Here is a 22,227-nt window from a genome sequence, read left to right on the forward strand (position 1 = left end):
TTTATTCTTTTCGAAATTCTCATCGACCGGCTGTTTCAGGCGAGAATGTGTCTGAAGAATAGGATTTCAACAAGGCCTCATCTTCGTGTGGCCCGGGTGTGTTCATGGACCGCGGCTCGAAATTCACTTCCGTCCGATTCCGTACTCGACATACTTATTAAGTATTTAAAACCCCGTATATGGTGGTAGATGGCCGTTTCAACCCCGATATTGGGGAACAGTATATATTATATATGTCACTACGATGCCTCTGTTGAGATGGGAAGCATCATGTCACAAGACCTCAGCAGGCGGAAGATGGTTGCAGCGCTCGGGATCGGAGCGGTCGGCGCGGTGGCCGGCTGTATCGGCGCGCCGGTGAACGCGGAAACGCCCCCACCGGAGGACCCGAACGAAGAAGTCGTCCCCGAACTGGACCCTGTACGTGACGTCCACGTCGACCGGATCGCGGCCGATCCGACCGACGTCCCGGCGCCTGTGAACTGGGACGAGCCGCGCGAACACGACGTCACTCTTCGAACAAAGGAGCTTGTCGCGGAGGTTGAGCCCGGAGTCACGTTCAAGTACATGACCTTCGAGGGACAGGTTCCCGGGCCGATGATCCGCGTCCGGCGGGGCGACACCGTCAACCTCCGGTTCGAGGTCCCGGCCGACGACAACAGCGACATCCACAACGTCGACTTCCACGCCGTGTACGGCCCTGGTGGCGGGGCCGTCGACACGACGCTGGTGCCCGGTGACGACGCGGCGGAACTGAGCTTCCGCGCCGAGTTCCCCGGCCTGTTCACCTACCACTGCGCGGTGCCGGCGATGGACCACCACGTCAGCTCCGGGATGTTCGGCGCGATCCTCGTCGAGCCAGAGGCGGGACTGCCCGCGGTGGACCGCGAGCTCTACCTCGGTCAGCACGAGCTGTACACCAAAGGCGACCTCGGCGAGAAGGGCCACCACGCCTTCGATCACGGTGCGATGCTCGCCGAAGATCCGACGTACGTCGTGTTCAACGGCGAACACCACGGCTTCACCGAGGATCGGCTCGGACCGATCGGCGCCGAGGTGGGCGAGACCGTTCGCGTGTTCTTTGTGAACGGCGGCCCGAACCAGTCCAGCTCGTGGCACCCGATCGGCAACGTCTGGTCGCGGCTGTACCGCGACGGCGACCTCGTCTCCCCGCCAGCGCGATACGTCGAGACCACGCCGGTCGCGCCCGGCACGGCGACCGTCGGAGAGATGGAACTCGCGGTCCCGGGCCCGATCAAGATCGTCGACCACGCGCTCTCACGGGCCGGACGCCGCGGCGCACTCGCGGTCGTCGACGTCGAGGGGGAGCCGAATCCGGACGTGTACGATCCCGGATCCGACGAGTAGGTTCGGATAATTCGTTGGGTTTTGTTTCCAAGAAGCTTGTCCGATGTCTTGATTCAGGACGGTCGAATGAAGAGGATATTCGTGGGCTCAGTTGTCAACAGAGGACTTTCGGCTCTGACATCCCGTCTTTGTCGGCGAACATGTTCGGACTAATTCCCATTAAACAGGGTTTGTCCGGTCCCCTATTTACATGAACTGGCTAGCGCGTACATGGTTGGTGACGAGACTGGACGATCCCAGAGTGATGTTGCACGGCGGCGATTTCTCGCGGCCGTGGGTATCACCGGTACCGCGGCGTTCGCGGGCTGTTCCGCGAAAAGTATCGGCGCTCCGGTAGCTGCGGGCGACTCAGAAGACGCCGAAGGAGTGTCCGACGGGACCCATTCCTCACCGGATCTCGAACGGTGGGTCGACGAAATACCTCGTCCGGGTGTTATCGAACCGAGCGGAACGAAAGATGGCCAGCCTCATTACGAGGTGGAGATGGCCGAGATCGAACAGAAGCTCCACCGCGACCTTCCGCCGACGACCCTGTGGGGCTACGGCGGGCAGTTTCCCGGCCCGACGATCGAAGCCGAACAGGGCGAACCGATTTACGTTCGGTGGCAGAATCACCTCCCGGACGAACACCTGCTCCCGGAGGATCCGACGATCCACGGCGATATCATCCCGTACGACGAGCCGGGTGCCCGCGTCGTCCCGCACCTCCACGGTGGCAATGTCGAACACGAGAGCGACGGGAAACCGCAGGCGTGGTTCACCCGCAACTTCGAGCGGACGGGCCCCGACTTCGAGAAGAAGGACTACTACTACGCGAACGACCAGCCGCCCGCAACACTGTGGTACCACGATCATTCGCTCGGCATCACGCGACTGAATGTCTACGCCGGCCTCGCGGGGTTCTATCTGATCCGGAACGACCACGAACGAGAGCTCGATCTTCCGACGGGCGACAACGAAATCCCACTCGTGTTGCAGGACCGGAGTTTCAACGAGGACGGCTCGTTATACTACCCGACGGACGTCCCAGCGACAGAAGAGGATGAAAACGATTCACATCCCGACCCAAGCATCGTTCCGCAGTTCTACGGTGACACGTCGACGGTCAACGGGAAGGCGTGGCCCCGACTGTCCGTCGATCCCGAACAGTATCGGTTCCGCCTGCTCAACGGGGCCAACAGCCGATACTACAACCTCAAGCTGCTCGAATACGACGATGAATCGGGCGACACGGGTGAGGCGGGGCCGCCGTTCGTCCAGATCGGGAACGACGGCGGGCTCCTCTCGAAACCGGTCGAGACCGCTGACCGTCTCGAACTCGGATCGAGTCAGCGCGCGGATGTCGTCGTCGACTTCAGCGAGTACGCGGGCGAGACCCTGCTCCTGCATAATAACGCCCCGGCGAAGTATCGCGGGACGAGCGGAATCGGGCCGGAGGACTCCGAACCCCTCCCGGAGGTCATGCTTATCGACGTGGCAGCCGCGGAGAGCGAGCAGGAGCCAACGCAACTCCCAGACGAACTGACGCAGGTCCCCGAGATTCCGATCGAATCCGTCGACACCGAACGCTTCCTCACGCTCGCCCGACAAACGGACGAGTACGATCGGCCCCTCTACGCACTCGGGACTCGCAACGAAAAGATCGGGTACGAACTCACGGACCCGGTCACCGAGACCCCGACGCTTGGGGACACCGAGATCTGGAGTCTCGCCAACTTCACGGGGATGTCCCACCCGATACACCTCCACCTCGTTCACTTCCAGGTGTTGGGACGGCAGTCGGCTGCTGATTACGATCCCGCCGAAGACGACATCGATCTGGACGCGCTCGATGCCCCCGAGTCGTACGAACTCGGGTGGAACGACGTGGTCACCGTCGACCCAGGTAATGTGGTACACGTGATCGCACACTTCGGGGAGTTCAAGGGGCTGTTCTCCGATCAGACAGGCGATTACATGTGGCATTGTCACATGATCGAACACGAGGACCACGACATGATGCGACCGTTCAAGGTTCGATCGCCCGATGACGAGGGTGGAAGCGAGTAGTCGTCGACGGGGGGCGTTCTGACGGGAACATGTTCGTCCCAACCCTATTACCGCTCCGTGCCGCAGGTTGAGTCGCATGAATTTAGGCCAACCTAAAAACCATCGAGCGGGCAAATCGTCCATCGCCGGCGCCCGAGCGGCGGTCCGGACAAACGACCGCGGCGCCTGCCGAACGGGTGATCCGGTATGACGGCCGTTGACTTCGACGCGGAACGGACGTACGACGACGAGAAGTTCTCGACAGTCGAAGTATTTCGGAGCGAACAGATGAAAGTCGTCTGCGGCTATTTCGAACCGGGACAGTTTATCCCGGTTCACGCTCCATCAAGTGACGTGGTGATCGATGTCCGTTCCGGCACCGGGCTCATCCGCGACGGGGATGCGGAACACCGCGTCGAACCAGGAGATGTCGTGACCGTCGGAGCGGACACCGACCGCGGTGTCAAGGCCGACGACGACTCGCGGCTCGAAGCGCTGCTCGTCACCGCTCCACCGCCGACCGACGCCGAACACGAACCGGTCCGCCGAGGACTCCGAACCGACGAATTCGATCCGACCGATACATGACGACGATACACACCCTCAACGAACTGGACGGACAGCCCCACGCCAACGTCTTCCCCGACGCTGAACCGAAGACGATCAGACTCACTCTCGACGCGGGCGGCGAAGTCGCTCCTCACTCGCATCCCGACCGCAAAATCGTGTTCCATCTCATCGAGGGGGCGATCGAGTTGGAACTCGACGGCGAGACACATGAGCTGTCGGCAGGCGACGTGGCTTGCTTCGACGGGGACCAAGAGATCGCTCCCCATGCCGTCGAGGATAGCACTGCACTAATCGTCTTGGCGTCTCGGTCAGACGAGTAGCCAGAGGAGAGTGGTACTGCCTCTGTACACGGAAGACTACCTCTGGTGAAACCTCGGTCTTCAGACGCACTATGGTAAGGAACTACCGGTCGCTGAAGACTGCAACCTTGGTCTCAGAGGGAAAATGCGTCGCGTCTGCCTCTAGATCGCCAAGGCAGAACGCTTGCTCCAGTATCTCAACTACATCTGATCCGTGATGCTATGGAACTTTCCCCGAGCAGAGACACCTAACTTCCGCTGAAATCTCCACTTTTCGAACTTATACTAGAGGCGCGACGAAGAACACTTTATTCCGCTGTCTGCGACTACTCCGGTGCTACAACATCTTCACACACTGGACACTCGGCCCACACGCCCTTGGTGCCGTCGTCCTTCTCATATTCAACAAGAATCCACGCCTCCGAGATGTCCTCACCACATTCCGGGCAATGACCGAGAGATGATTCGTCAGCGGTCATGGAAAGGGATGGAAGAGGCGTGTGACAGTATTCCTTCCAAACAATTGTCAATCGGCCTTGAACGTAAGCCTTTGGCGGCTACTCGGGTCGAACGCACCGAATTTCTAGGGAATACAGATCACCAGTAGGATTAACTCACAACCACCAGAACTCTGGATCCCATGAGTGTCCGCACAGTACTTACACGGCTACTACTCGGTGACAAGACTGAGGTAGTCGTGGAGAGCCGCCAGTGCGGTGAGAATCTTTCATCGGGGGCAGATGAGTGTCCCACATGTGGGTCGGATGAAATAGAGCGCCTCCAGATTTGAGTAGACTACCGCGGTTGGGATACATCGGTTAATGTCGTCAATCAGGAGAATTTGCGTGGCTGCGAGACTCTTCTCGAAACCGTTTCCACCAGTGACGTGAATGGACAAACGTGACGTACCTCCGTTTGATCCTAGTTTACCTGAATTGAGCCGCTAAGGCCCCTTCCTCAACGAGCGACCGGAGGGAGCGAGTAGGGAGGGGATACAGCGCCGCACGATTCTCAGACACGTTCGACGCTCGGACCACAGGGCCACCGCCACATTTATGTTGAAATTAAGTGTAAACACAGGCGATGGATAAACACGAAATCGAAGGCCACGAAGTCATCGACGGGACGGCCAAAGCCACCGGCAACGGCGCTCACGTCCTTGTCCCGAAACGATGGCGTGGCGCGGACGTGAAAGTCGTCAGAACTACCGACCCCGACGAGTAGCACCACCCGATGAACTACAACTACAGGTATCGACTTCGACCGTCCGACGCCCTCGAAGAACAGTTAGCGTGGACTGTCGATACCTGTAGACAGGTCTACAACCACTTCCTCCACCGCCTGAATCGGAACGACGACACCTCGTCGTACTCTGAACAGAAACTCCTGCCGAGTCTCAAGAAGTGGTGGAGCGACCTAAAAACCGTTCACTCGAAGGTGCTACAGAAGGTCGTTCAGCGGTTGTACGACAACCTCTCGACACTCCAGGGCCGGAAAGAGAACGGCTACCGCGTTGGGACGCTCAAGTGGAAAGTACCGGGTGAGTACCGCAGTTTCACCTACAGTCAATCCGGCTTCAAGCTCAAGAACACGAGCGGTCGGACCCGACTGTGGCTCTCGAAGCTCGGAGAAATCCCCATCACCTTCCACCGCGACCTCCCCGACGACGCCGAAATCAAGACCGTCACCGTCAAACGCGAACCGACCGGTAAGTGGTACGCCATCCTCGGTGTCGAAACCCCAAACAACCCACCGGAGAAGCCGGAGAATCCCGAGAAGTGCGTTGGCATCGACGTGGGGATTCTCAAGTACGCCCACGACACGGACGGAACCGCCGTCGAATCTCTCGACCTGTCCGCCGAGCGGGAGCGGTTGGAACGCGCCCAACGCAACCTCTCGCGGAAACAGCACCGGTCTGCGAATTGGGAGAAACAGCGCCGAGTTGTGGCCGAACGCTACGCCGAGTTGAAGAACAAGCGCCGCGACTTTCTTCACAAACTCTCGAACTACTATGCCCGCGAATACGACCTCGTGGCCGTAGAGGATTTGGACGCAAAGGGGTTGGTCGAGCTACCGGGCAACTCTCGGAACCGCGCAGGTGCAGCGTGGGGGACGTTCCTGCGGATGCTGGAGTACAAGTGTAAACGCGAAGGGACACACTTCGTCGCTGTGAACCCGAGAGGGACGACGAAAGAGTGCGCGTCCTGCGGCGTTTCAACCGAGAAGCCGTTGTGGATCCGGGAACACTCGTGCCCGGCGTGTGGGTTTGAAGCGGATAGGGACGCGAACGCGGCGTGGAACATTCTTTCTCGCGGTATCAGGAAGCGGTTAGGAGCGGGACGCTCCGAATCAACGCCTGTGGAGACTGCGCTCCCTGTGGATACCTCGGTATCTGCAAAGTGCGTCGTTGAAACAGGAAGCCCCACCCTCAAGGAGCGAACGGCGTCAGCCGTGAGCGAGTAGGGTGGGGTAGTTCACTAGAAGTACCCCGTTTAGATAAGACGATTTGATACGGCCGAGTTGACCGAGAAGATCATGTCGATCGTGCCCTGAACACACTCGCGATGAGGTACGCGTACCCGAACGCACCAAAGAGCGTGAGCCAACGGCCGAGAGTGATCGCTTGTGTCGAAAGAGACGCCGTCGAGGAATTGAAGACGGCGATCACAGCGGCACCGAGGATCTCAATCCCGAGTCCGCAAGCGAGCGCAGCGATCGCTACGCTCGCGGAACGGTTCGACGACCCGGGAAACGCGCCCAGCCGCGGCGGATAGAACTGAAACGATGTTCCGACGATCATCAGGCCGAGAAAGCCGAGCAGGTTGACTCGGAGGTGGGTCTCGATCAACGCCGGAGACGTTCCGCCGACTGCGAAGAGACCGCCGAAAAGGACGCCGATGACGCCGAACGTCGCGCTTGGGAGAAGGGCGTACAATCCGATTCGGCGTTTGTCGGACTGGAACCACATTCCGAAGACGACGAGCGCGAAGCCGACCATCGCGATCACCATCAGAGCGGCACCGAGTGGGAGCAATCGTTCGTCGACGAACCCGCCGGCGATGATCCCGGGGGCAGTCGCGGCAACGGGTAGGACAAGGGCGGCCGACGATCGGGTCGGATGTGCGCCGAGGAACCGCGGAAGCAGTCGAAAGCCGAGCGTGACCACGAGCAACGTCGCAGCCCCGGCGGCCAAGAGATGCGTTGCGGCAGCCTGGACGCCGATCAGCGGCGGGAGTTCGCTGGCCTGTCCGGCGACGTTCTCGTAGCTACCGGCGAGGAGATACAGGAGAACGATCGGGACGAAGCGATTCGCGAATCGGTCGAGCGGCCGTCGGTCGGCGTTGTGATCCCCGGTTCCAGTCGTCCCGCGTCGGAGTGGTCCGGCGATCGTCAGTACGATTGATCCGACGAACACGGCGACGCCGACCGCCCAGAGCACACCGCCGAGAACGCCGAGGTCGACACGGAAGCGACGAACGAGAAGCGGGTCGAGCGCGAAACACGCAGTCCCCATAACGATGAAGGGAAACTGGACCATCGGGGCGTGTTCGAAGACGAGATCAGCGTCGAAGTACGCCGGCACGAGGGCGTAGGATTTGCCGAAGATGACGTGGAACACGAACCCGAACACGCCCAACGCCACCGTCGTGCGTCGCGGGAGGCCAGCAACAGTGGCAACCTGCCAACAACAGAGTGCGATCACCCCGATGAGAACGTATCGACGCGACCAGCGTGAGATTTCAGCGGCCATGGTTCACTTCTGCTATTCTCGAGGTACTTGATCTGTTCTGTCAATTGCCCGTTACTCGTCGGCAACCGATTTTGTCCGAACGTAGTATGGCCCATCCCAATTTCGGACCCACTCCGGAGCAGCAGGGTGCGATTGTAACTGATTCGCCTCGTACGATTCGTCCGGGAACACAGTTCCCTCCTCGTCAGTTCCGTCCTCCCAGGGTATTTCGAACGTTACTGGTTCCCGATTTTTGGCGGGAGTCAGTTGTTTGTCTGCCCCATCGTCTAGGTGGTACGGTCCGTCGACCCATTCTTGTGGATTGAATGTGACTGCTATATCTGATTTTGTATTTGTCATGGTAATCGATATTCCGGTGTGTTCTCATATTCTCGCAGAAAGACCGAAAAGGGATAGGATGACTCTCACTCCGTGGGATACGAAGCGGCACTCATCTCCAAATCCACGTGAGAGTCTCCGTTCGCCTCCGATCTGACGAACCGATATCCACTGAGATCGGGGTACGAAGACGAATCCATTTCCCCGGTGACAGCGAATGGTGAATATGGCACAGGCTCGACTCAACGTTGATCTCCCAGACGGACCGTGGGTCGGTGAGGTCTCTCGGGACTTCCCGGAAGCACGGATTCAGGTACTCAGTGCGACCCCCGGAGACGGTGCGGGGTTCGCGCTCGTGAAGATCACCGCTGACGATATTGATGAAATTCTGGACGCGATAACGGTCCACGACACGATCGAGGAAGTCTCGGTAATGGCGTTGAGTGACGGGGTTGCCACCGTCCAAGTCGAGGCACATGCACCGCTGTTGATGGCGGCTGCACGGCAGGCCGGCATCCCGATCGAGATGCCCGTTGAGATCGAGAACGGAGTGGCCCGAATCGACGTCACCGGCGCCCACGAGCGCATCGCCGACTTCGGGAAGATGCTTCGAGGCGTCGGTGCGGAGTTCGATGTCGAGTACGTTCAACAGCGGCTGAACCCGGCTGAATCGCTCACCGAGCGGCAGCGAGAGCTGTTGTTCGAGGCGGTCGAACGCGGTTACTACGACGTGCCACGCACCTGTACGTTGACAGAGGTCGCCGAACACGTCGGGATCGCGAAATCCACGTGCAGCGAGACACTCCAACGCGTGGAACGAACGATCGTCCGGGAGTTCGTCGACGATCTCCCTCGAAATCCGCTCGAATTCGATCCCGGCACAGACACCGATACGTAGAGCGTCGGTCTCAACGATTCGTGACGAATGGGAGGTCGTCGGGATTGCACCCGTGACCCCCGACCTGGCTCTCCGCAAAGCGGAACGTAGCGAACATGTTCGCACAGACATGGAGGCGTGTCCGTCTCATACATATTCTCATGTCCACACGGAACCAGCAATCAGACCGCGAACGTACCACGGCTGCCTCCGAAACCAACGAGTTGGCACCCTCATTTCTCGATGAGGAGCATGATGCGTCGTGGTCCGCAAACCTCGAACAGGAACGGTACGCTGACGATCGAGAGACGCTAATCGAGCACGCCCTTGCGGCGATCAATCAGACGGAACCTGACTACCACGTCAACCTCGTCACGCATCCGAACCACGGCACTCCCGAGGAGTACCTTGAGGCGCCGATCCACGACCACTACCCGGACGCAGAGACCAGCGTCGTCGATCAGTGCGGTTGTGGCGGCTACGTGTATCGCGTCCAGCAGTGAGTTGTGAAAAAAGCTCCTCAGAAAGACCTCTCGACTTACATGCGTTTACTGGGCCACGACATCCGGCTTGAGCGCACCGACTTCATCGAGGATCGCGTCGACGTCGTCCTCGGTGACACCGTTCTCTCTGAGCGCTTCGGCGAGGTATGTCGCAACGCGACCGAAGGCTTCCCCGGTGATTCCCATTCCCTCGTGAGCAGCCTGCATATCGGCGCCGTCGTATGATACCGGGCCGCCTGCTACGGCACTTATGAATTGTACTTGGTGAGCGTACAGCGCATCACGGTCGATATCTTCGAAATACGGCTGAAGAAGTGAATCTGAGAAGACACGATCATAAAAATCGGCCACGACAGATTCGACAGCTTCATTTCCGCCGATCCTTGCGTAGATTGTTTGCGTTTTCGCCACTACTGTCACTTAATATCTCAAGAATAAGACTGCTCCGAAAGAACATGTTCGGTGAATGTCTTCCGGGATGTGGTTAGGTGTGATCTCGTAACGGTACCCATTTACCATCCGCCCGGCCAAAATCCGACAATACGGTGGGATCGACCCCCACTTTGAGCGACTGAAATGACCAATTCATCCGGAATCGACGACCGGTCTACCTCTGTTAACAGGGAGACACTCGCTGCCTCTCTCGGTAGCGCTCTCAAGATACTCGACCCGGCATACTTCGGATTCGTCATGTCGACTGGGATCGTCTCAATTTCCTTCTTCGAGCTGGGTATCACAATTATCGCGCGGCCGCTAGCGGTGTTCAACGTCGCCTGTTACGCGTTGTTGCTTGCGCTGTTCGCAGTTCGAGCTGCGGCCTTTCCCAAACGCACGCTCGCCGATCTACGGAACCGAGACCGACACTGGGGCACGCTGACCTTCATTGTTGCCACGAATACCATCGGGGTTCAGTTTCTGCTGTTCTTCGATATTGTCGCGGTGGCGGCCGCGATGTGGGGCGTGACCGTCGTCGCCACGCCACTGCTGCTGTACTACCTGTTTGTAACCGAGATCATCGGCACGGGAAAGGCGGGTGTGAGCGAGCGGATCGACGGCGCCTTCTTGCTCGTGATCGTCTGCATGCAGTCGCTCGCAGTCCTCGGCGGGTTGCTTGCTGAACCGCTGGCAGGGTACGGAAACGTAGTCGTCCTGTTGAGCATGAGCTACTTCGGCTCTGGGTATGTCCTCTACTTCGTCGTCGTTACTGTCGTCAGCTATCGACTCCTCGATGGCCCCATCCGCCCGGACGATTGGACCGGCCCGTATTGGATCACGATGGGCGCGGCGGCGATCACGACGCTCGCGGGGACGACGCTCGGCCCGGGGCTGGTGGCGTTTCAAGGCTGGGAACCGTATGCACCAGTGATAGTCGGCGTAACGTTCCTCGCGTGGGCGATCGCCTCTTGGTGGATCCCCCTGCTGCTCGCGATTGACGTCTGGAAGTTCCTCACCGATGGGGTCGACGGCCGACCGCCAATTTGGGTGATTGTGGCCCCGTGGTTGCGGCTCGGATTCGGTAGGGGGGTTCACACGTACTCGCCGACTGCGTGGGGGCGGGTGTTCCCGATGGGGATGTACACGGCGTGTACGCTGAATCTCGCCGGGATTGGAACCTTCGGACTGCTTTCCGTCGTGCCTGTGTACTGGAGTTGGTTTGCGCTGGTGGTGTGGGCGCTGACGCTTGTCGGAATGGCACGGGCACTCGGACGGGTGTTTTTCAGCATCGATCCGACGGAGGAACCGGCTCGGGAGTCCGTGTGACGGACGCTATCTCGGGTAGAAGAGAGCGGTCACCCGATGGTCTCGTAGCGTTTTCGCCGGCTGGAAATAGTAAGGCTAAGACCTCGTCATCAGGGCGGAGAGAAGATAACTCTACGTGAATGGCACCCTTCATGCCGACCACCTCATGCGGTGTACAGACGTACGTATAGGTGCCAGACCATTCGTCTTTAGTTAAGCTTGAGAGTGATACAATTCTCAAAAGTATGCTTGTCAGTATTAGAGGCGGGAGAAGATACAGATGAGACACCAGTACTGGCGAGATCGAGCGATAAGTAACCATCACAAACGCCCTTCTATTGCCGTAGCTGGTGTGGCTAGGCCGTATTTGGGCGAAAACCACGGCTACCGAGTATTACTGATAGTATTAACTAAAGACGGATGGGGTGTCAGTTTGCGTGATCGATGTACTGGTTTTCCCACTCTACTCGGGCCTCGATCTCTCGAGTTCCTCGACGAGTGGTGGTATACTCGTTAGTTCGTCGATCACGCTGACTTTTTTCGACCAGCCCCTTCTCGACAAGTGTGTCGAGATTTGGATACAGCCGCCCGTGATGGATCTCTTTTTCGTAGTAGTCTTCGAGTTCGTCTTTGATTGCGAGCCCGTGTGGGTCCTCAAGCCCGGCAATAACATACAGGAGATCGCGCTGAAAGCCAGTGAGATCGTACATCGTTCGCGTCTCGAGTTATATTCATGAAATACTATCGATTTCTGGTATATCGGAAGTAACGAACCATCTGGGGAAGATCTGTTGTGTTTGGTACAGGCGTGAACTAGCGATAAGAGAGAGAGAAGAGTCTGATAGACAACAGACGTACCAACTCGTCACGAGCGTGGTGGAATCCGAATTTCGTCACCAACCTCATACAGATACCCCTTCAGGAGTAGCTGTTTGATTATATCGCGTCCGTCGGCAGGCTTGATTCCGTGATCTTCGAGGTATGTGATAGCTATCTCACGCGTAAGCGGGTTGGTATCGCCCAGTTCTTCGAGATATGCCTCAAGATGATTGAGGACATTTTCTTCAGCTGGTGCGATGGGCCGCCGCGAATTCGCCATTGCCAGTACCTATGAAACGCAGATAGTAGGACATTGGGATCATCGCCAGACCCCCACCTCCACACCGGTTTTCCAGTGTTCTCACTAGATTTCACGACTCTGTAATTTCGGTACACGGTGGCGGATTTCACGGGTATCGGACGCTCCGGCGAAGGTTATAAATGGTGTCTTTCAGCAGCATTTCGCGGAACTTTAGTGACGGTGTCGCGTTGGTAGCGGGTGCGGGGTCGGGGATCGGCAGAGCGACTGCGGAGCGATTCGCCGACGAGGGAGCCGATGTCGTTGTCGTGGATATCGACGACGAGGCTGGCGGAGAGACAGTCAGCCGCATCGAAAACGACGGCGGGAACGCAACGTTCGTCCGCACTGATGTCAGCGACTCCACTGAGGTCAAGGCGATGATTGAGCGTGCGCTTGAAGAGTATGGCCGCCTCGATTTCGCAGTGAACAACGTCGCCACCGGAGCCGATCCCGCGCCAGTAACCGACATCTCCGAGCAGGATTGGGACCGCGTCACCAGCATCTCCCAGAAAGGCGTGTGGCTCGGGCTGAAACATGAGATACCGGCTCTTCTGGACTCCGGTGGCGGGGCTATCGTCAACACTGCCTCACACGCCGGGATACGGGGCAGTCCCGGTCGGACGCCCTACAGCGCGAGCAAACACGGCGTTGTCGGGCTCACGCGGTCGGTCACGCTCGAATTCGCCGCAGACGGTATCAGAGTTAATGCAGTCTGTCCGACAATCGTTAACACACGTGCCCTCCAGTCGATGTCTCCCGAGGAGCAGGATGAAGTCACCGCCGGCGTGCCGATGGGTCGACCGGCCGATCCCGCCGAAGTGGCGAGCGTGATCGTGTGGCTCTGCTCGGACGACGCTTCGTTCGTCACTGGGCACGCGCTTCCCGTCGATGGTGGCCAGACGCAGCGGTGAGTGACGGATCCAGCCGGTCACGAGAGTCGGTACTGTCCGTCGTGCAACTGTTTGAACTCGTCGAGGAGATCCGGCGGAGGGCTAACTGAGGGGTAGTTTTCGTCGGTTGTTGTTCTAAACCAGCAGGGTGGTCGTCGAACCACACCTACGAGCATGCCTCCGGGGAAACATCTACGAAATCACGCTGCAGCGCCGCAACGTACGTCTCCTCAAGGAGCTCAGTCATGGTGATAATTTCTTCCCGGACGTCCGATGCCCAGTGTAGTCACACTCCGTGGTGAATTGCTTGGATGTCAAACCACGTGGCTTTCACCTACACCGTTTGTAATAATCTGCGTCTTTGGGCTTGTGAACATAATTGGCTCACCGTGAACGTCCTCCGGTTCTGATTCAGGGCGACCACTCCCCCATAGCGGATGACTTACGGGGAGCGCTCACCGAAAGAGTAATAGAGCGAATGGAATGGATACGGAAACTCCGGAACTCGCCAGCAACAGCCGTGATTTTCGCGAGTACGCTCGTCGCTGTCATGGGTGTCTCACTCATCAGCCCTGTACTCCCAGCGGTCCAGGAGGCATGGAACATTTCGGAGGCACAGGCCAGCCTCTTGCTGTCGGCGTTCACGCTCCCCGGGATCTTTCTCACTCTCCCGATTGGACTGCTAACTGACCGCATCGGTCGAAAACCGATTCTAATCCCGGCGCTTATTGTCTTCGGACTCAGTGGGGGCGGTATCATCTTCATTTCCGACTTCACCCTGATCTTGGTCCTGCGAGCCATCCAAGGGGCGGCGAGTAGTGCGATTGCGATGCTCACGGTCACGCTCCTCGGCGACCTCTATTCCGGTGAACAACGACGAGTGCTAATTGGGACCAACGCGGCGATTCTCGCGGTGGGTGCTGCTGGCTATCCGTTACTCGGCGGTGCGCTGGCGACAGTCGCTTGGTCGGCTCCCTTCGCGTGTTTTCTCCTCGCGCTGCTCGTCGCTGTACCCGGCATAACCTTGCTCGAGGAGCCACAGCGCGACGAGAACAATACGAATTCGAGTATCCGTGCATTCCTCACCGGACCCACATCGATGACCCCCTTCGTCGTGCTCTATCTCGCTATCTTCGGTATTTTCGTCATCCTCTACGGCGCGCAACTCACCGCCGTTCCATTCCTGCTCGCCAACGAATATCACCTCTCATCAGCGAGTATCGGCCTTCTCGTGGGATTACCCGCGGTTACGATGGGAGCGACAGCAATGCAAGGTGATCGCGTGCTTCGGTCGCTCACGAGCTTCCAATCGATCGCGCTCGGATTCGTGAGTTACGGGATCGGACTCGTCGGCGTCGCCGTCGCAGACTCTATATACGTAGTTGCTGGTGCACTCCTTCTATTCGGACTTGGTCAAGGACTTGCAGAGCCGATTACGGATACGGCACTCAACGAACGAGCACCGGACGAATTCCGCGGGAGCATTATGAGTATTCGGACAAGTGTTCTCAGACTCGGCACGACGGTCGGTCCGCCGCTTAGTGTCGGGGCTGCAGCACTGTTCGGCTATCGTCAAACCCTGTTAGTGTCTGGTGCCGCTGCCTTCTTGATCGGAGTAACGTGGTTTACGGTGAGACGTCAGTGAACACTCAAAGTCAGCTAACAGATTGGAGACGGAATGTGTTCATTGGTGGGTATCCAGAATTCGACGTACGGTGACCTCGGCAAGCTGTGTGAACCCCACTGTATCCGGCATAACATCAACAGCGATCCCATGCTTGTCGACAGCACGTTTTGTTGTGCTCCTATCGCTCCAACAATCGTCTCCTCTAGCTCGCGTTGGAGTGCAGCGACAGCGTCACGTTCAGTCGCAATTTGAACGAAGTGCTCTATCGTCTTTGGCGAGGTGAACAGTATACCGTCCAGCTTACCGTCTACCGCAAGTGAAACCGACTGTCCCGCAGTCTCCGGTCGTTTCAGGCGATATAAGGCTGTTTCGCTGACAATTCCACCAGCTGCTTCCAGTCCTTCAACAAGTACTTCGCTGCCGTGTGCACTCCGAGCAAGTTCAACGGTTTGGCCCTCGACTTCAGTAGATAACTCGTCGACGAGTCCTGTGGATGTGAACGTCGATGGAACGATATCGACTGAATAGCCCCGATTGCATAATGCGGTTGCAGTCTGATCTCCGACAGCACAAACAGTGGTGCCTCGTTGTTTCCATCCCGCTGTCGCAGCTAGATCGACACCGGTCTCGCTTGTGAAGATACAGTAGTCCGCATGTTGGGGGAACCTGACCGGTCGGTGTGATTGCCAGCATTGGGTCTGGAATCGGGGATACATCGAGTGACTGGAGATACTCGACCGCCTCAACGATACGGCTGTCGTCGGGTCGGAGAACAGCCACCGTCGGCTGGGACATATTGAACAGTTAGCTGATGCTGGACTTGTGTGTATCGAGAATCGGCGACCCGTCTCGAACGATTCAAACCGGCATCCTGCTAATTGCCGGTATGGACGAGGAGTCTCACGACCACGTTGTTCCGGGAAGTGCTGAAGAGTTGACCACGCCAGACGTGCAGGGCTACGACTTCCGTGGCGAATTCGATTTTCAGGAGATGCTGGAAGCGTATGCAACGACGGGCTTTCAGGCGACGCAACTCGCAGAGGCCATCGACATCGCCGAGCAAATGCAAGACGCCGATGCCACGATCTATCTCACATGCACGTCGAATATCATTTCGTCGGGATTGCGTGAAGTCGTCGCCTACCTCGTTCGTGAAGGGTACGTCGACGTGCTTATCACGACCGCGGGATCGCTGGCGGAGGATGTTATCAAAACGGCGAAGCCGTTCAAAATGGGAGAGTGGGATGCGGATGAAGCAGTTCTCCGGGAACAGGGAATCAACCGTCTTGGGAATCTGTTCGTCCCTTCCAACCGTTACGTTTGGTTGGAGGAGTACCTATACGACTTCTTCGAGGAGTTCTTCGCTGAGGAAAAGGTTCGGACGCCGACATCGTTTGCCCGAGAGTTAGGGGAGACACTCGACGATCAGGATTCGGTTCTGAAACAAGCAGCGGACAATGATGTTCCCGTCTACTGTCCGGCACTGACGGATTCCGAGGTTGGGAATTTTCTCTACTATTACCGACAGGGGTACGATTCGGAGGTCGGAATCGAGATTCTCGACGATTACGACTCGCTCATTGAGGACGGAATGCTCGCCGATACGACGGGTCTGATCGCAGTTGGAGGTGGCGTGCCGAAACACCACGCGATTATGACGAACTTGTTCCGCGGTGGGGCCGATTACGTCGTCTATATCTCGACCGGTATGGAAGGGGATGGGTCACTCTCTGGCGCACCCCCGAACGAGGCAGTATCGTGGGGGAAGATCAAAGATGATGACCGGACAAATTATACGCAGGTCGAAGCAGAGGCGACGCTCGTCTTCCCACTGCTCGTGGCGGGTGCTTTCAGCGAGTAGAGATGATACACCCGAACATGAACCACGCAGCCGGCTTGTTGCGTGATCAGTCACGAGACGGATGGGACTTACCAGTATCCTGTACAGTGAACCGACCGGCCATCGGTAGCAAGCCCCTGTGTCTGGATCCACTTGAGCAGTTCTTGAGAACAATATAATAAGGTGGTGGTGCGCCTGTAGGCCGAGCGTCTAACGTGTTTGATACTTGTGCGGCGCTGAATCCTTCCCTACTCGCTCGCTCCACTTGCTCGTTGAGGAAGGGGCCTTAGCGCCTCAATTCAAGTAACCAATTTCTTCCGTATTTCAAACTATTTATTGTTTTTATAGAAGATTACTTACTATCTCAGTGAAATATGCTTGGACGGCTCCGAATGTGACTCGCATGGTAGCGGCCCCAAATCCAAGAGCGATGAAACTCACCACGACAACGAGATCAGCCTTCGAATCGTTGGGACTAAGCAAGAGCGTGAGCGCCACAAGCGTCCCCGACATCGTACTGATGAAGAGCCCTGTTAGAAATGACAAACTCGTGAAAAATGGATCAGTGAAACCCATAACGGAGTACGTTGGTTCATAGATTCCGACGTAAGATAAACTGAAGCCGATGACGACGTATCCGATAAAGCAGATAGTGATGAGGATAGTCCCGGGGCTAACGAGTTGATACAGTCCAAACAGTCCCCGTTCAAACGGGGTAGTTGGCTGTCGGATCCGTCTGAGTGGGCGATAGTCCATCTCCCTACGGCCAGAGCCCCCGTACCTCGTGGGATTCAGCGATCCGTGAGAGCGCAACAATATAGGCTGCATCACGCCACGTGACATCGCGGTGCTCGTATTCGTCTGTGACTGCCTGCCAAGCGGCTTGCATCTCCGTTTCGAGTTCGTCGTTCACCCGTTCGAGCGACCACGATCGGCGATTGATATCCTGGAGCCACTCGAAGTAGCTCACCGTGACTCCGCCAGCATTAGCGAGAATATCGGGGATAACTGCAATGTCTCGCTCTGCGAGAATCGCACTCGCCGTCGAAGTGGTGGGACCGTTTGCGCCTTCAACGACGAGGTCAGCGGCGATCGCACTCGCATTTGCTTCGGTGATCACGTTTCCGAGAGCGGCAGGGATGAGTACGTCAACATCGAGTGTGAGCAACTCATCGTTTGAGATCACGTCGTCTGCGTATTTCGTGACGGCTTCAGGCTCCTCGTCGTGTGACGGGACGGTCGCCGTCTCGATCCCGTCTGGGTCGTACATTGCGCCGTTCACGTCACTGATTGCGACGACCATTGCTCCCCACTCATCAAGCAGCCGGGCGGCGTTCGCACCGACACTCCCGTAGCCCTGGATTGCGACCGTTGTTCCCTCGAGATCGCTCCCATAATATTCGCAGGCCTGCTTGGTGATGATCGCGACACTCCGTCCAGGCGCTTCCTCACGACCTTCACTCCCCCCGATGACTGGTGGCTTCCCGGTGACGACTCCCGGTATCGTTTCACCTTCCTGCATCGAGTACGCGTCCATCAGCCACGCCATCGTCTGTGGATCAGTACCCATATCCGGCGCGGGAATATCGCGATTCGGTCCGATAACATCGCGAATTTCCTGGGCAAACCGACGAGTGAGTCGCTCTTTTTCTCCCGAACTCAACTCTTTCGGGTTGACTGCGACGCCACCCTTGGCACCCCCGAACGGGAGATCCATAACAGCGCACTTCCAGGTCATCCACATGCCGAGTCCGACACACTCGTCTCTACTCACCTCGGGGTGATACCGGAGCCCTCCTTTAAACGGGCCTCTGACACTGTCGTGTTGAGCTCGGTAGCCGGTGAACACATCGACCGTACCGTCATCGCGTTCGACTGGGACTGTTACTTCGTGGACTTTCTTCGGATATCTGAGCCGTTCGACGATACTGGGGTCGATATCCAAGTGACTGGCAGCATGATCCAACTGACGGCGGGCGGTCTCGAGTGCCGACTCAGGCTCGATTGGTTCTGCCGCCTCGTCGTCCGATCCGTTGTGGGTGCTCTCAGATTTTGATGCCATAATTATTCAAGTGACATTCGCCGGTTTCGCATCGGGCCGCCACAGTCGGGACATTGGCCTGGGCTGTCTTCTGCGATGATGATGCTGCCACACTCGAAGCACTCGTACGGGGTTTTTTCGTCTGATTCAGGGTCGACATCTATCATAGTGGGTTCACGAGTGCCAGCCGGTAATATAGGGCACTCTATGTACGTGTAATAAGTGTATAAGGGAATATTCAGCTGTTAACCACCAAACACCCTCTGAAATTTGGAGTTAGTTATTGAACTCTTCGATTCCCGAAATTGAGATATTGTGCTCCTCGAAGAGCGTTTCGAACAGTTTGCGCTGGACAGTCCGAGAGTGTTTATAAAATGCTGGAGGGGAGATTCCGAGTGTCTCCGCAACATCTTCGCCTGTGTTCTCGCGTGGTGACTCGAAGAACCCGCTGTAGTATGCCGTCTGGATCACCTCGAGTTGCCGTGAGGTCAGTTTCTCGAGGAACTTCGAGTACAAGTCGCGTTCCATGGACTGATCCAGCGTCTGCTTCGAACGGAGTTCGACGGTGGAGAACGTCTCTCGGACGAGTTGGGTGATGGTCCGGACATCGATACTGTCCGGAATATCGATGACGAGGCTTGTGGATGTCGGGTCGGCGGTTGCCTCGTGGAAGACAGCACCATGATCGGCCAGCTCGAGAGCGAGAAACGGTTGGGTAAGCCGCAACCGGAGCACACTCCCCTCACCATCCGTACTAATCTGTTGTACGTCGTCAATCCCGACCAACTGCGAGGCGGCGTCTACAACGTCAGTTACTGCTCCGTCGTCGACAGTCACAAACACGTAACTTCCCTCTGTGGATTGTTGGACTCCACCTCGATACGAGAGTGTACACGCTGCGTCTCGAGCGAGCCGTGAAAGGATAAACGCAGGATCATCGATGCCGAATTCGACCCGCGTCACCGATGTCGTGAGCAGTGCATTCTTTCGTTCAATAGCACTGAGCGCAGACGCGATAGTTTCGCCGAGTTCAGCGAGGACAGCCTTCGTCGTGTCGTCGAACGCGTCCTGGGTCGGTGCGTAGACAGTCAACACGCCGTGCGTAAGGTCGTTGTACACGAGAGGGATGCTCAATACAGAGAGGTAGTCACGAGCCAGTGCGGCCTTCCGCCACGGCTCGTCGCGGAGACCAGCGGCGACGTTCGTCACTATCGTCACGTCGCCAGTGGCCGCGGTTTGCCCGGCTGGCTCCCCAGCTGATGCGTCGATAGCGAATGCTTGGCTATCCAGATATCCCTGTTCGCTGCCTGCCCAAGCCCGTGGTTCGACGGAGTCAGTTATCCGGTCAATCGTCCCGATCCAGGCGAATTGGAATCGGTTCTCGCCGGTCAACAGCTCACAGACAGTATGGTCGATTTCCTCCCGTGTTTCCGCTTGCACGAGAGCTTGATCGATCTCCCGGATTGTCTCGTTGATCCGATTCAGCTCGGTCAGCTGTTCGTTTTGTTCCTGTAGTGTGCGATCTTGCTTTCGAAGTCGGGACTCGCGTGTGACGCGGTCAAGGGCTGCCTCGGCGGTTGCAGCGAGAAGATCAGCCAGTTCCCGGGTTACGTCGTCGAAGACGCCGACTCGGTCCGAGCCAGCGACGAACACGCCGTGGTTACCGAGTGGAATGTAGGCTGTACTGCGGAGGTCAGTCACCCGGTTTTCGAGCCGGTCTGCCTCATGAACATCGTCAAAAAACAGCGCTTCGTCCTCGACGAAACTGTAACCCGGAAGTGTTTCGCCGTCGGCGTGTACGGTGGGGAGCGGACCGTTGAGTTCTTTCATCGTCGCCGAGTGCGCTGTGGGTCGAAGCTCGTTGGCATCAGCATCAAAGAGATAGAACGCACTTGCATCCAGATCGAGGACGACAGGTGTGTCGTCGACGACATGCTGGGCGATTTCCTGATGCGTTTCGGCGTACAGAAAATCACGGGCGGTCTCTTGGAGGGTCGCAAGCGCCTCCTCGCGTTGCTTACGTTTCGTGATATCCCGACAGCTGAAGAGAAGCGTCCCGTCTTGAATCGAGACCTCGCGAACGTTGATCAGAAGCGTGTGCTCACGACCCGCTTTGTCCGTCGCGGTCGTCTCGATGTTCTTAAGCACGCCGTCTTCTGTGAGCTCCTCACAGTCGAAGAGGTCCGTACCGAGGAGGTTGTCGATCGTCCCTTGCTCGTGAATCTCGTCGGCCGTGTAGCCGAAGATGAAGTGGACGTTGGGACAAACATAGGTGTACTCGCCGGCCTCGTTCGTGATGAGGACGGTATCGGTCATGTTGTTGAGCGTGACGCGGTGGAGCTCCTCTGATTGTCGGAGGTCGCGTTCGAGATCGACGCGCTCGGTGATGTCTACGCCCTCAACGACGATTGAAACGAGATCTCCACGCTCGTTCTCGACTGGACGCACGGAGAGATCGATGACGCGTGGATCCTCGACGTGTGGCGGCTGTGTGACGACCGCGTTGCCGAATCTCCCATCGAACGCGTTCTCCACGATTTGTTGTACGTCCGTGCTCTTCGTACCGGTCTTTGCCCACCACGGAAGCGTCCAGAACGGTTCACCGACGATCGTTTCAACATCCACATCGCTCATTTCCCGTGCTGTCTTGTTCACACGCGCAAGTGAGCCAGCAGGATCGAGCACCCACGTCGCGGTCCGCGAATCGTTGAATATGGCGTCGAACTGTCTGGCCCGGTCCCATCGCGTGGCTGTCCGCCGTGCGGATCGGACGGCACGCTCGGTTCGTTCGATGAGTTCGTCGGTCATCTCTTCTACCGGCTCCGTGAGCACGATGTAATCCGTGACACCAGCCTTGATAGCGTCGCTGGCAATAGCTTCGCTCCCAGCGGCGGTACAAAGTACGACCGGGAGCGTCGTGGTTTCGGTGCGGATCTCCTTGAGGAGTTCCAGCCCTGTTGCCCCTTCGAGCGTGTCTCCGGTGATGAGACAGTCAATGGTCCGATTTCGGACTATATCACTCGCTTCCGCCTTGGTTCCAACTGTATGTACAGTCGCGTCAGTCCGTGTCTCAAGCGTAACAGCGAATTGCGTGAGCCAGTTATTTGTTCCGACGAGTAGTACCGTCGACGAATTGAGGACTAATTGAGAAGCGACCATTATTCGATCAGTTGAATACAGGGAACGCTTCCCTCGAGCCCGGTTCGAATTCGTCCCCAATTCTGCTGCTGGCCTAGGCCAGAATGAATGTACATT

Annotated in this window: 21 protein-coding genes and 1 pseudogene; 12 read left to right on the forward strand and 10 right to left on the reverse strand. The window is 57.5% G+C overall.

Going from position 1 to position 22,227, the window contains the following annotated elements:
* Window positions 1-297: 297 nt before the first annotated feature.
* The 4 genes from nirK (at window position 298) to FGL94_RS17335 (ending at window position 4,286) form a co-directional block, all read left to right on the forward strand.
* Window positions 298-1,368: a copper-containing nitrite reductase gene (nirK, locus tag FGL94_RS17320; RefSeq protein ID WP_186313446.1), complete on the forward strand. Its 1,071-nt coding sequence runs from the start codon at window positions 298-300 to the stop codon at window positions 1,366-1,368.
* 210 nt (window positions 1,369-1,578) lie between these two features.
* The gene (locus tag FGL94_RS17325; protein WP_144927944.1) at window positions 1,579-3,417 is read left to right on the forward strand and encodes a multicopper oxidase family protein; all 1,839 of its coding nucleotides are present in this window, start codon (window positions 1,579-1,581) and stop codon (window positions 3,415-3,417) included.
* Between the two features lie 186 nt (window positions 3,418-3,603).
* The gene (locus FGL94_RS17330; protein ID WP_095638125.1) at window positions 3,604-3,984 is read left to right on the forward strand and encodes a cupin domain-containing protein; all 381 of its coding nucleotides are present in this window, start codon (window positions 3,604-3,606) and stop codon (window positions 3,982-3,984) included.
* Window positions 3,981-4,286: a cupin domain-containing protein gene (locus FGL94_RS17335; protein ID WP_095638124.1), complete on the forward strand. Its 306-nt coding sequence runs from the start codon at window positions 3,981-3,983 to the stop codon at window positions 4,284-4,286. Before FGL94_RS17330 ends, FGL94_RS17335 begins: the two co-directional genes overlap by 4 nt.
* A 305-nt stretch (window positions 4,287-4,591) precedes the next feature.
* Here the strand turns inward: FGL94_RS17335 and FGL94_RS18475 are convergent, their stop codons facing one another.
* Window positions 4,592-4,744, reverse strand: a complete 153-nt coding sequence (locus FGL94_RS18475; protein ID WP_186313447.1) for a DUF7837 family putative zinc-binding protein — start codon at window positions 4,742-4,744, stop codon at window positions 4,592-4,594.
* Between the two features lie 604 nt (window positions 4,745-5,348).
* On the opposite strand from FGL94_RS18475, the gene FGL94_RS17340 reads away from it, so the two are divergent.
* On the forward strand, window positions 5,349-5,489 hold the full coding sequence (locus tag FGL94_RS17340) for a DUF2080 family transposase-associated protein (protein WP_144049586.1): 141 nt from the start codon (window positions 5,349-5,351) through the stop codon (window positions 5,487-5,489).
* A 9-nt stretch (window positions 5,490-5,498) separates the two neighbouring features.
* Complete coding sequence (locus FGL94_RS17345; RefSeq protein WP_144927947.1) at window positions 5,499-6,728, forward strand: RNA-guided endonuclease InsQ/TnpB family protein; 1,230 nt, start codon at window positions 5,499-5,501, stop codon at window positions 6,726-6,728.
* Between the two features lie 70 nt (window positions 6,729-6,798).
* Here FGL94_RS17345 and FGL94_RS17350 read toward each other — a convergent pair whose 3' ends face one another.
* Window positions 6,799-8,016 (reverse strand): hypothetical protein, encoded by a 1,218-nt coding sequence (locus FGL94_RS17350; RefSeq protein ID WP_144049585.1) that lies wholly within the window; start codon window positions 8,014-8,016, stop codon window positions 6,799-6,801.
* Between the two features lie 544 nt (window positions 8,017-8,560).
* Between FGL94_RS17350 and FGL94_RS17360 the strand changes: the two genes are divergently transcribed.
* Together FGL94_RS17360 and FGL94_RS17365 are read left to right on the forward strand one after the other, a co-directional pair.
* Complete coding sequence (locus tag FGL94_RS17360; protein WP_144927952.1) at window positions 8,561-9,232, forward strand: helix-turn-helix domain-containing protein; 672 nt, start codon at window positions 8,561-8,563, stop codon at window positions 9,230-9,232.
* Between the two features lie 140 nt (window positions 9,233-9,372).
* Window positions 9,373-9,714, forward strand: coding sequence for a CGCGG family putative rSAM-modified RiPP protein (locus tag FGL94_RS17365; RefSeq protein ID WP_095638119.1), 342 nt, complete (start codon window positions 9,373-9,375; stop codon window positions 9,712-9,714).
* A 45-nt stretch (window positions 9,715-9,759) separates the two neighbouring features.
* Here FGL94_RS17365 and FGL94_RS17370 read toward each other — a convergent pair whose 3' ends face one another.
* Window positions 9,760-10,125 (reverse strand): group I truncated hemoglobin, encoded by a 366-nt coding sequence (locus tag FGL94_RS17370; RefSeq protein ID WP_186313448.1) that lies wholly within the window; start codon window positions 10,123-10,125, stop codon window positions 9,760-9,762.
* 165 nt (window positions 10,126-10,290) lie between these two features.
* Here FGL94_RS17370 and FGL94_RS17375 point away from each other — a divergent pair, with 165 nt between their 5' ends.
* Window positions 10,291-11,475, forward strand: coding sequence for a tellurite resistance/C4-dicarboxylate transporter family protein (locus FGL94_RS17375; RefSeq protein WP_095638118.1), 1,185 nt, complete (start codon window positions 10,291-10,293; stop codon window positions 11,473-11,475).
* On the opposite strand, the gene FGL94_RS17380 is transcribed toward FGL94_RS17375, so the two are convergent.
* The 3 genes from FGL94_RS17380 to FGL94_RS17390 all read right to left on the reverse strand — a co-directional run bounded on the left by FGL94_RS17380 (window position 11,432) and on the right by FGL94_RS17390 (window position 12,553).
* Window positions 11,432-11,776: a plastocyanin/azurin family copper-binding protein gene (locus FGL94_RS17380; protein WP_233139251.1), complete on the reverse strand. Its 345-nt coding sequence runs from the start codon at window positions 11,774-11,776 to the stop codon at window positions 11,432-11,434. The two genes, FGL94_RS17375 and FGL94_RS17380, sit on opposite strands and share 44 nt — an antisense overlap.
* Before the next feature lie 106 nt (window positions 11,777-11,882).
* Window positions 11,883-12,164 carry a helix-turn-helix transcriptional regulator gene (locus FGL94_RS17385; RefSeq protein ID WP_095638116.1) on the reverse strand — a complete coding sequence of 94 codons (282 nt, stop codon included), beginning with the start codon at window positions 12,162-12,164 and terminating at the stop codon, window positions 11,883-11,885.
* Window positions 12,165-12,319: 155 nt separating this feature from the next.
* Complete coding sequence (locus tag FGL94_RS17390) at window positions 12,320-12,553, reverse strand: hypothetical protein (RefSeq protein WP_095638115.1); 234 nt, start codon at window positions 12,551-12,553, stop codon at window positions 12,320-12,322.
* A 161-nt stretch (window positions 12,554-12,714) separates the two neighbouring features.
* Here FGL94_RS17390 and FGL94_RS17395 point away from each other — a divergent pair, with 161 nt between their 5' ends.
* Window positions 12,715-13,485, forward strand: coding sequence for a glucose 1-dehydrogenase (locus tag FGL94_RS17395; protein WP_144927955.1), 771 nt, complete (start codon window positions 12,715-12,717; stop codon window positions 13,483-13,485).
* A gap of 457 nt (window positions 13,486-13,942) precedes the next feature.
* Window positions 13,943-15,109, forward strand: coding sequence for an MFS transporter (locus FGL94_RS17405; protein WP_144927958.1), 1,167 nt, complete (start codon window positions 13,943-13,945; stop codon window positions 15,107-15,109).
* Between the two features lie 39 nt (window positions 15,110-15,148).
* Here FGL94_RS17405 and FGL94_RS18945 read toward each other — a convergent pair.
* Window positions 15,149-15,886: pseudogene (locus tag FGL94_RS18945) on the reverse strand (uroporphyrinogen-III synthase).
* 91 nt (window positions 15,887-15,977) lie between these two features.
* Here FGL94_RS18945 and FGL94_RS17415 point away from each other — a divergent pair.
* Window positions 15,978-16,952, forward strand: coding sequence for a deoxyhypusine synthase (locus FGL94_RS17415; protein ID WP_095638113.1), 975 nt, complete (start codon window positions 15,978-15,980; stop codon window positions 16,950-16,952).
* A 739-nt stretch (window positions 16,953-17,691) separates the two neighbouring features.
* On the opposite strand, the gene gdhB is transcribed toward FGL94_RS17415, so the two are convergent.
* The 3 genes from gdhB to FGL94_RS17435 all read right to left on the reverse strand — a co-directional run bounded on the left by gdhB (window position 17,692) and on the right by FGL94_RS17435 (window position 22,131).
* On the reverse strand, window positions 17,692-18,993 hold the full coding sequence (gene gdhB / locus FGL94_RS17425) for a glutamate dehydrogenase GdhB (protein WP_095638111.1): 1,302 nt from the start codon (window positions 18,991-18,993) through the stop codon (window positions 17,692-17,694).
* A gap of 2 nt (window positions 18,994-18,995) precedes the next feature.
* Window positions 18,996-19,139, reverse strand: a complete 144-nt coding sequence (locus tag FGL94_RS17430; protein WP_137691468.1) for a rubrerythrin-like domain-containing protein — start codon at window positions 19,137-19,139, stop codon at window positions 18,996-18,998.
* 109 nt (window positions 19,140-19,248) lie between these two features.
* Window positions 19,249-22,131, reverse strand: a complete 2,883-nt coding sequence (locus tag FGL94_RS17435; RefSeq protein WP_144927961.1) for a bacterio-opsin activator domain-containing protein — start codon at window positions 22,129-22,131, stop codon at window positions 19,249-19,251.
* Window positions 22,132-22,227: the final 96 nt, after the last annotated feature.

This window comes from Halorubrum salsamenti, assembly GCF_007671685.1.
Classification (GTDB): domain Archaea; phylum Halobacteriota; class Halobacteria; order Halobacteriales; family Haloferacaceae; genus Halorubrum; species Halorubrum salsamenti.